This is a genomic window from Hymenobacter plasmatis (assembly GCF_020711255.1).
In the GTDB taxonomy this organism is placed as follows: domain Bacteria; phylum Bacteroidota; class Bacteroidia; order Cytophagales; family Hymenobacteraceae; genus Hymenobacter.
Map to the genome: position 1 here is coordinate 185,627 of NZ_JAJFAW010000008.1, position 8,413 is coordinate 194,039.

General features: G+C 62.3%; 8 protein-coding genes. 5 read left to right on the forward strand and 3 right to left on the reverse strand.

The annotated features are described in order from the left end of the window. Nucleotides 1-327: 327 nt before the first annotated feature. Complete coding sequence (locus tag LJ738_RS08270; RefSeq protein ID WP_227785855.1) at nt 328-939, forward strand: phosphatase PAP2 family protein; 612 nt, start codon at nt 328-330, stop codon at nt 937-939. A 192-nt stretch (nt 940-1,131) separates the two neighbouring features. After that, nucleotides 1,132-2,982 carry a glycoside hydrolase family 2 protein gene (locus LJ738_RS08275; protein WP_227785856.1) on the forward strand — a complete coding sequence of 617 codons (1,851 nt, stop codon included), beginning with the start codon at nt 1,132-1,134 and terminating at the stop codon, nt 2,980-2,982. Nucleotides 2,983-3,002: 20 nt separating this feature from the next. Here LJ738_RS08275 and LJ738_RS08280 read toward each other — a convergent pair whose 3' ends face one another. Further along, nucleotides 3,003-3,266: a hypothetical protein gene (locus LJ738_RS08280; RefSeq protein WP_227785857.1), complete on the reverse strand. Its 264-nt coding sequence runs from the start codon at nt 3,264-3,266 to the stop codon at nt 3,003-3,005. A gap of 234 nt (nt 3,267-3,500) precedes the next feature. Here LJ738_RS08280 and LJ738_RS08285 point away from each other — a divergent pair, with 234 nt between their 5' ends. Both LJ738_RS08285 and LJ738_RS08290 read left to right on the forward strand, forming a co-directional pair. Next, nucleotides 3,501-4,604: an Mrp/NBP35 family ATP-binding protein gene (locus tag LJ738_RS08285; protein WP_227785858.1), complete on the forward strand. Its 1,104-nt coding sequence runs from the start codon at nt 3,501-3,503 to the stop codon at nt 4,602-4,604. A gap of 46 nt (nt 4,605-4,650) precedes the next feature. Beyond that, on the forward strand, nt 4,651-4,866 hold the full coding sequence (locus tag LJ738_RS08290) for a NifU family protein (protein ID WP_068195361.1): 216 nt from the start codon (nt 4,651-4,653) through the stop codon (nt 4,864-4,866). Between the two features lie 10 nt (nt 4,867-4,876). Here the strand turns inward: LJ738_RS08290 and LJ738_RS08295 are convergent, their stop codons facing one another. Both LJ738_RS08295 and LJ738_RS08300 read right to left on the reverse strand, forming a co-directional pair. Next, on the reverse strand, nt 4,877-6,232 hold the full coding sequence (locus tag LJ738_RS08295; protein ID WP_227785859.1) for an MATE family efflux transporter: 1,356 nt from the start codon (nt 6,230-6,232) through the stop codon (nt 4,877-4,879). Further along, nucleotides 6,229-6,861 carry an SET domain-containing protein gene (locus LJ738_RS08300; protein WP_227785860.1) on the reverse strand — a complete coding sequence of 211 codons (633 nt, stop codon included), beginning with the start codon at nt 6,859-6,861 and terminating at the stop codon, nt 6,229-6,231. The genes LJ738_RS08295 and LJ738_RS08300 overlap by 4 nt, the downstream gene beginning before the upstream one ends. A gap of 88 nt (nt 6,862-6,949) precedes the next feature. On the opposite strand from LJ738_RS08300, the gene fahA reads away from it, so the two are divergent. Continuing rightward, complete coding sequence (gene fahA, locus LJ738_RS08305) at nt 6,950-8,236, forward strand: fumarylacetoacetase (protein WP_227785861.1); 1,287 nt, start codon at nt 6,950-6,952, stop codon at nt 8,234-8,236. The last annotated feature ends 177 nt before the right edge of the window (nt 8,237-8,413 follow it).

The following is an 8,413-nucleotide window of genomic DNA, read 5'->3' on the forward strand; positions in this document are numbered from 1 at the left end:
AAAGGCCCGCTTGCAGTCAAGCGGGCCTTTTTTGGAAATTGGGCTGAATTTTTGGTGCAAAGGGGCAGAAAAAACGGTTGGGTTGTGCGGGTAAATGCATAACTTTCAGGGCCCCTAATCATACCCTGCACCGGCTTTATGTCCTGGCGACGTTTTTTATTCTTGTTCGCCTGCTGGACCGGTTTCCAGTGTCAAGGGCAAGCTCAGGTTCTGGCCTCGCTTCCCGCGCCTGATTCTGTAACGACTGCACCAGCGCAGCCCAAGAAACCGCTGCGAGCGGCAGCCCTGCGCATTGCCATCCCCTCGGCGCTGCTGGGAGTTGGCGTAATGGCTCACAGCCCCCGATATAGCTCCCTGCTGTGCCAGGCCAAGCAAGAGATGCAGGAAGAGACCCTTGAGGAATTTCCGGCATTTGATGCCCACGGTCTAGACGACTACACCCGCCACGTGCCCCTGGCCGCCGCCTATGCCATGATGGCTACCGGGCACCCGGGGGAGCGCACCGCCGTCAGCTTCACGCTCATCTACCTGCTGGCGCACGAGCTCGACAATGGCATCGTAAGCAACCTGAAACGGATGAGCGCCGAAGCCCGGCCCAATAACGCACAGGATTTTAGCTCCTTCCCGTCGTCGCACACGTCGCAGGCCTTTCTCACGGCCACGCTACTGCACGAGCAGTACGGGCGCCAATACCCCTGGCTGAGCGTGAGCGGCTATGCCGTGGCGGCCGCCACCGGCACCATGCGCGTGCTCGGCAACAAGCATTGGGCCACCGACGTGCTGGCGGGCGCCGCAGTGGGCTTTCTCTCGGCCGAAACCGTGTGGCACGTTTACCCATCCCTCACCCGGCTCCTTCCCCCGCGCATGGCCCACAAGCTGCTGCTCGTGCCCACCTACGTGGGCGGCGGGGCCGGGCTGGCCCTGGCCATTCAGCCTTGAGGCTATTTTGGCATATGTATTTCCTTGCAATTGAGCTGATTATCAGCTGAATTTTTAGCGCGACGAAATCGTTGGGGAGAGTGGTATTTGCGGTTGATAGCGCCATATTGCATCATTCCCGGGGTCAGGCCCGTTAGCAGTACTTTAGGCTCAGCTTTTAGTGCACGGCCGCCCTTCTTTCCACCGCCCCGCATGGAAGACCTGACTCCTTCTAACTACTCCTTTTCAACCAGCCACCCCGAAGAGGGCCCCATCGACGAAGTTGCCAACCCCCTGCCCCGGGCCGTGTTGCGCATGAACAACCACGTGCTGCTCGACGGCCAGTGGCGCTTCGCTCTCGACGATGACGACGTGGGCCTGCGCGAAGACTGGGCCTCGGGCCACACGTACCGCGAAACGGCCCAATGGCCGGGCTCGGTGGAAGAACACCTCGCCATGGCCCGCGGCCACCAGGGCGCCGCGGCCTGGAAAGACCAGATAGTGGTGTGGTATGAGCGGGAATTCAACCTCCCCGAAGTAGCCGAGCCCCAGACCCGCTCGATGCTCCAGCTCACCTTTGGGGCCTGCGGCTACGAAACCCGCGTGTGGCTCAACGGCCAGCCTCTAAAGACCATTGAGGGCGAAGAAATCCACTACGGGGAGTACACCTCGTTTACGTACGAGCTGAACGAGAACAACCTGCATTTGGTGAACCGCCTGACGGTGCGCATTGCCGACAACATGGACGCCGAAACGCCCCGGGGCAAGCAGGAGTCGTACGTGTACAAGCGCGGCGGCATCTGGTACCAGACCTACACCGGCGCCGTGCGCAGCGTGTGGCTCGAAGTGGTGGAGCGCAACCGGCTGCGCTCCCGCGTGGGCGTGGTGAGCGTGGTGGAAGACCACCTCGTGCGCTTCAACCTGACGCTGCGCATCCACGACCCGGGCGACTATACCATCCGCCTCCAGGTTTTTGACCCCGTGACCCCGAACCGGAAAGACCCCCTAGCCGCTTCCGATTTTCCGCTGCACCTCGAGGCCGGGCAGTGGCAGCAGCGCGTGGTACTGGAAGTGCCCAGCGCCGAGCTGTGGTCACCGGAAGCCCCGCACCGCTACCGGCTGGTTGCTCAACTTATTGACAGCGAAGGCTACCCGGCCCAAATCGAGACGCTGTTTGGCCTGCGCAAGATTGAGGCGCGAGGCCGCTACGTATACCTCAACAACCAGCCCATCTACCTCGACGGCATTCTGTACCAGCCGGGGCAGGCCACCTACGAAGAGATGCAGCGCCACATGCACGCCATGAAGGCCCTGGGCTGCAACTTGGTGCGGGTGCACATTGCCGGCATCGACCCGCGCATCTACAACCTGGCCGATGAGCTGGGCCTGCTGCTGTGGGTGGAGGTGCCCAGCCCGCACAGCTCCACGCCGCGCAGCCGCGAAAACCACCGCGCCGAGCTGCTCCGCCTGGTCACGCTAAGTGAAACGCACCCGTCCATCATCATCTGGAGCCTGTACAACGAGGACTGGGGCGCCCAGGACATTGCCACCAACGCCGAAACCCGCAAGTACATCATCGACACCTACCACTTCATGCAAATTGCCTATCCGCAGTTTTTGGTGGTAGACAACGACGGCTGGCACCACATTTCCTACACCGGCCGTCTGAAGTCGGATTTGCTCACGGCCCACCTCTACACCCCGGACCTGACGCGCTGGCGCGAGCTGCTCGACCGCCTAGTGGGCGGCGAGATGGAAGGCACTGCCGCCTTCCCACTGGTGGTGGGCGACCCGTTTTTCTACCGGCACCAGGTGCCCCTGGTAGTGAGCGAGTGGGGCGGCTTCGGCTTCTCCGACTACGGTGGGCCCGAAGATGCCGAGGCGCGCACCAACTCCATTCGCGCGTTTAAGCAGGAGCTACGCCGCCGGCCCATTGCCGGCGACGTGTATACCCAGGCCACGAACATCGAAGACGAGCGCAACGGACTCATTGACCCGCACACCGGCGCCCTCAGCGTGCCCGAGGGCTTGCTGGCGTCGCGCCAAATGGAGTACCTGCAGTAGCCGCTACCGCGGCGGCCATATTAGTATATCAACGAGTGGCGGCGCGTGCGCGGCGCCACCAGCGTGGCCGTGACGCACCACGCCGAGCCCAACGCGGTATTGTTTACGCTCAGTTGGGTAATAACCGTGCCGGGCACGGTGCTGGTAACAGAACCTTGTTGCACCATAAGTTTTTCAAATTCCACGTGCTGGCGAGGGGCCGGAACCTTGGCTGCCACGGGCACCAAGAGTTCAAAAATGACCATGGCCTCGGAGTCGTCGTCAGCGTCGGGAAAGCAACACATTGCTAAAGTGCTGTTGCTTGGTGTTTTGTCAAGGTTTTCCATACACAAATGGTGGAGGATAAAATCAGTAGAATAGGGAGAAAATTTAAGCGCCGGTAAATATGGGAGGTAAATCGGAATAATTGCTAATGAGCGTCTTACATTATAAAATAGCAATTTAACTCGGTTCGAACCTGCCCGCCGCTTCCGGGGTTATCTTTGCAGCACGCCATTTCCCGGCGCATTGCCTGCAATATGACTATAACGAAAGAAGCCGTTCTTAAAGCATTGAGCTACGTGGAAGAGCCCGACCTGGGCCAGGACCTCGTGACGCTCAATATGATTGAGAACATTGAGATTGATGGCCTTACCGTCGCCTTCACGGTGGTGCTCACCACGCCCGCCTGCCCGCTCAAGCAGCTCATTCACGATGCCTGCGAGCGTGCCATTCACACCATGGTGGACAAAGACGCCAATGTGGTGATTACCATGACCTCGCGCGTGACCACCTTGCGCAACAACCGCGGCGACCTGCTGCCCGGCGTAAAAAATATTATTGCCATTGCATCGGGCAAGGGCGGCGTGGGCAAGAGCACCGTCACCGCCAACCTGGCCGTGGCCCTGGCCGCTACCGGCGCCAAAGTCGGCCTGGTTGATGCCGACATTTCGGGTCCCAGCATGCCCACCATGTTCGGCGTGGAGAACGAAGCGCCCCACGTGTTTCAGGGTCCCAACGGCAAGAACCTGATTAAGCCGATTGAGAAATACGGCGTGAAGCTGATGAGCATCGGCTTCCTGGCGCCGGCCGAAAGCGCCATTGTGTGGCGCGGCCCCATGGCATCTTCGGCTCTGAAGCAGTTTATTACCGAAGTGGACTGGGGCGAGCTCGACTACTTGCTGCTCGACCTGCCGCCCGGCACCTCCGACATTCACCTCACGCTGGTGCAAACCGTGCCCGTGACCGGGGCAGTCATCGTCACTACGCCCCAAAAAGTGGCGCTCGCCGATGCTCAAAAAGGCTTGCAGATGTTCCGGCAGCCCCAAATCAACGTGCCCGTGCTGGGCGTGGTAGAAAACATGGCGTGGTTTACCCCAGCCGAGCTGCCCAACAACAAGTACTTTATCTTTGGAGAAAGCGGCGGCCAGCGCCTGGCCGCGCAGCACGACGTGCCGCTCCTGGGCCAGTTGCCGCTGGTGCAAAGCATCCGCGAAAACGGTGACCAGGGCCAGCCCGCCGTCCTCGACCCCGAATCGGCCGTAGGCAAGATGTTTGCCGACCTGGCCGAAGCCGTAGCCCGGCAAGTTAGCATTCGAAACAACGTGGCCCCCAAAACGGCCGTCGTGCAGATGAATCCCTAATCCCGTGGAAACGCCAACCTCTGCCCCCGTATTCAACCATCCGCTGATGCCCCGCATTGAGGCCGCCCTGGATAGCCTGCGCCCCTACCTGGCCACCGATGGCGGCAACGTGCGCGTGGCCAATATCACCCCCGAAGGCGTGCTGCAGCTGGAGTGGGAAGGTGCCTGCGGGGCCTGCCCCATGTCACCGATGACGCGCGCCGGCCTGGAAGACACCGTGAAGAAAGCCGTGCCCGAAATCACGGCCGTGGAAGCCAGGTAACTTTCTCCGGCTAATGTAGCGGCTGCCAGCGCCCTCGCCGGAGGTAGCGCCAGCCGAACACGCCCAGCAGGTTCCAGTACGCAAACTCGGTGGCCCATACGGCTGCCAGCGGCAGGCCCAGGTGCACGGTGCCCCACGCGGCCAGCAGGTAGGTGGCTGTAGCGCCGACTTCCATGCCCAGCGCGCGGTCGGAGCCGCCCACGCCCACTACGGCGTTACTCAGCATGGTGCCGGCCGAGAAGGCCAATAGCAGCCCCGCCAGCAGCCGCAACAAGGGCACGCTGGCGACTATCAGCGCCGGCTCATCGCTGAACCAACCTGCTAGTTGAGCTGGCACGGCCAGCAGCGCCACGGCCGGCCCTAGTCCCAGCAGGGCCGCCAGCAGAGTGGCGCGGCGCACTGTAGGCAGCACGGCGGCCTGCCGGCCCTGGCCCACGTAGCGGCTCACCAGCGTTTGGAGGGCGGCGGCGAGCGCCAGGGCCGGCAAGCTGGCGAACGTATACAGGCTGCGGGCAATGTTGGACAAGGCCAGCGCCCGAATGCCCAGCTGGCCCACCAGCACAAAAAAAGCCAGCCAACTGCTCACTTCCACCACCTGCTGCAGCACCACCGGGCCGGCAAAGCGCAACAGCCGCCGCGTGGCCCGCCGATGCCACCGCCACTTGCGTAGCCAGCCGCCCAGCAGGGCCTGCGCGGGCCAGAGCAGCCCAACTAGCAGCACCGCAAAACCAACACATTCGGATAGCACCGTGGCCCACGCTGCCCCCGCAATGCCCAGTCGGGGCGCGCCAAATCCGCCGCCTATCCACGCATAAGAGCCCAGAATATTTGCCACTGTGATGCCCAGCGCACTCCAGGGAATCAGGCGCGTTTGGCCCAACCCGGTATAGAGGCCTACCAGCCACAGCCAGCCAAAGCTGGCCGGCACCGCCAAGGTTACCACGCGTAGGTAGAGCGTCACCTCTGCGGCAGCAGTCAGCGTGGGCAACAAGGCCGCACTCAGCTGCGGCGCCAGCAGCCACAGCAGTACTGCCAGCCCTGCACTCAGCAATAAGGCCAGGTGCCCAGCCGCCACAAACTGCCGCCGAGCCGCCCCCGGGCGGCCTTGTGCCATGCGCCGGGCTACTATTACCTGCAGCGCCAGCCCAAGCCCGGCCCCCACGGTGGTGAGCAGGTAAAACAGCAGCCCACCCATGCCAATGGCCGCCAGGGACACCTCGCCCAGCCGGCCCACAAACAGGGACTCTGTGAGGTAGATAATGCTTTGGGTGAGGCTACCGAGCAGCACCGGCCCCGCCACCCGCAACAGCGTGCTGTATGAGGCCCCACGGTTGGGGTTTTTGGCGGGCTGGGCAGGGGGTGTCATTCTTCGCGCACTTTGCTGGCGTCGTAGTAGCAGTTCAGAATGGAGTCCATGGGGGCTTGGCCGGCGGCTACGGCCAGCACCTTGGCCCGGTGTGCGGGAGTCAGCATGTGCAGCAGCGGCTGCTCAACTGAACTGAAGTTTTCAAACGCCTCTCGCAGTTGGGCATCCCATTCGGGATGGAAGTTCAGCAAGTCATCGGGTAGTACCCGGGTGCGGGTGCAGCCCTCCTCCGGCACGCAGTCGAAGGGTTCGGACGGGTTGAGGTAGCCGTAGTCGTCGGTCAGTTCTTCGCCGGGCAGGATGTCGCGCACCGCCACCTCGCAGTCGTAGGCCGTGCTCATGCACGAGGAGCGAAAGCTGTGGTTCACAAACCGGGCATGGTCGCCGCAAAGCACGTAATTGCCGGTGTGGTCGCGGTAGCAGTACTTCTCCAAAAACACTTTCTGCAGTGGGTCCATCTGCTCCAGCTTTTGGGGCGAGATAATCTGGTCGAGCGAATCAAACACCCAGGTGATGGTGCCTTTGGGAATTAGCTTGGTCGCAACGACGCCAAAGCCAATTTCGGGGCTGATAAACCGCAATTCGGTATCGGGGTGAATCATGCTGCAGGTGATGGGAAGGGGTAGCAATGTTGAAAAAAAAGACCACCAAAAAAAGCTGAACAGCGCGGTGGGCACCCACCGCCCTACTTTTGCGCCCGTACCCCACCCTCCCCACATGGCCACCTCGCCCAACTCGCCTGCCCTGCATTCCTGGATTGACATTCCGCCCGGCAACGACTTTCCCATCCAGAACCTGCCCTTCGGGGTGTTCGAAACCGAGCAGCACGGCCCGCGCCTGGGCGTGGCCATCGGCCTTTACGTCCTCGACCTGTATGCGGCCAGCCAGTATGGTTTTTTCGAAGATTTGACGGAGCTGGGGGCGGCTCAGCCCAAGGTGTTCCGGCGCGGCTCGCTCAATGCGTTTTTGCGCCTGGGCCGCCCGGCGTGGCGGGCGGTGCGCCAGCGCGTGAGCGAGCTGCTGCGCCACGATGCCTCCCAGCTACGCGACAACGAGGAAGCCGTGCGCGAGTGCCTCCGGCGCCAGAGCGAGGTGCGCATGCTGCGCCCCGTGAAGCCCCACAACTACACCGACTTCTACAGCAGCATCGAGCACGCCACCAACGTGGGCACCATGTTCCGCGACCCGGCCAATGCCCTGCTGCCCAACTGGCGCCACCTGCCCATCGGCTACCACGGCCGCACCAGCAGCATTGTGGTTTCGGGCACCCCCATCAAGCGCCCCAATGGCCAGCGCAAGGCCCCCGACGAAGCCGCGCCCACCTTCGGCCCCAGCCGCCAGCTCGATTTTGAGCTGGAAATGGCCTTTGTAGTAGGCACCGGCACCGAGCTGGGCACGACGGTGCCAATTGCCGAAGCCGAAGAGCACATCTTCGGGCTGTGCCTGTTCAACGACTGGAGCGCCCGCGACATCCAAAGCTGGGAATACGTACCGCTGGGGCCGTTTCTGGGCAAGAATTATGGCAGCAGCATCTCGCCGTGGGTTGTCACGCTCGATGCCCTGGAGCCCTTTCGCATTGCCGGGCCGATGCAGGAGCCCACGCCCCTGCCCTACCTGGACCAGGACGGCGAGCACAACTTTGACATCAACCTCGAAGTGGCCCTCACGCCTGCCAATGGCCCCGAAACCATCATCAGCCGTGCCAATTTCGGCCTGATGTACTGGAGCATGGCCCAGCAGCTCACCCACCACGCTTCCAACGGCTGCAACCTCGAAGCGGGCGACTTGTACGCGTCCGGTACCATCAGCGGCCCTACGCCCGACTCCCTGGGCTCGATGCTGGAACTGGCCTGGCGCGGCACCCGCCCCATTCACCTGGCCGATGGCGAGGAGCGCAAGTTCCTACTCGACGGCGACACCGTGACCATGCGCGGCTACGCCGAAAAGGAAGGCGTGCGCATCGGCTTCGGCGAAGTGCGCGGCACCATCCTGCCTGCCGACTAGCGCGCAAAGGCCCGCGAAGTTTAAAAAGGGAAGTCCCGCAAAGTTTGGCAGAACGTCAAACTTTGCGAGACTTCCCTTTTTAAACTTCGCGGGCCTTTGCGCTTAGATGTATAGTCCCAAAGAGTGATGGTGTATTTTCCGGGCTGGAATTTCGCACGCACTTATGGGACAAGTACT

Bases quoted from the DNA above. Each gene is read 5' to 3' on its own strand.
- LJ738_RS08275 (WP_227785856.1), top strand. From the start codon at position 1,132: ATGGAAGACCTGACTCCTTCTAACTACTCCTTTTCAACCAGCCACCCC.
- LJ738_RS08295 (WP_227785859.1), bottom strand. From the start codon at position 6,232: ATGACACCCCCTGCCCAGCCCGCCAAAAACCCCAACCGTGGGGCCTCA.
- LJ738_RS08290 (WP_068195361.1), top strand. From the start codon at position 4,651: ATGCCCCGCATTGAGGCCGCCCTGGATAGCCTGCGCCCCTACCTGGCC.
- LJ738_RS08270 (WP_227785855.1), top strand. From the start codon at position 328: ATGGCTCACAGCCCCCGATATAGCTCCCTGCTGTGCCAGGCCAAGCAA.
- fahA (WP_227785861.1), top strand. From the start codon at position 6,950: ATGGCCACCTCGCCCAACTCGCCTGCCCTGCATTCCTGGATTGACATT.
- LJ738_RS08280 (WP_227785857.1), bottom strand. From the start codon at position 3,266: ATGTGTTGCTTTCCCGACGCTGACGACGACTCCGAGGCCATGGTCATT.
- LJ738_RS08285 (WP_227785858.1), top strand. From the start codon at position 3,501: ATGACTATAACGAAAGAAGCCGTTCTTAAAGCATTGAGCTACGTGGAA.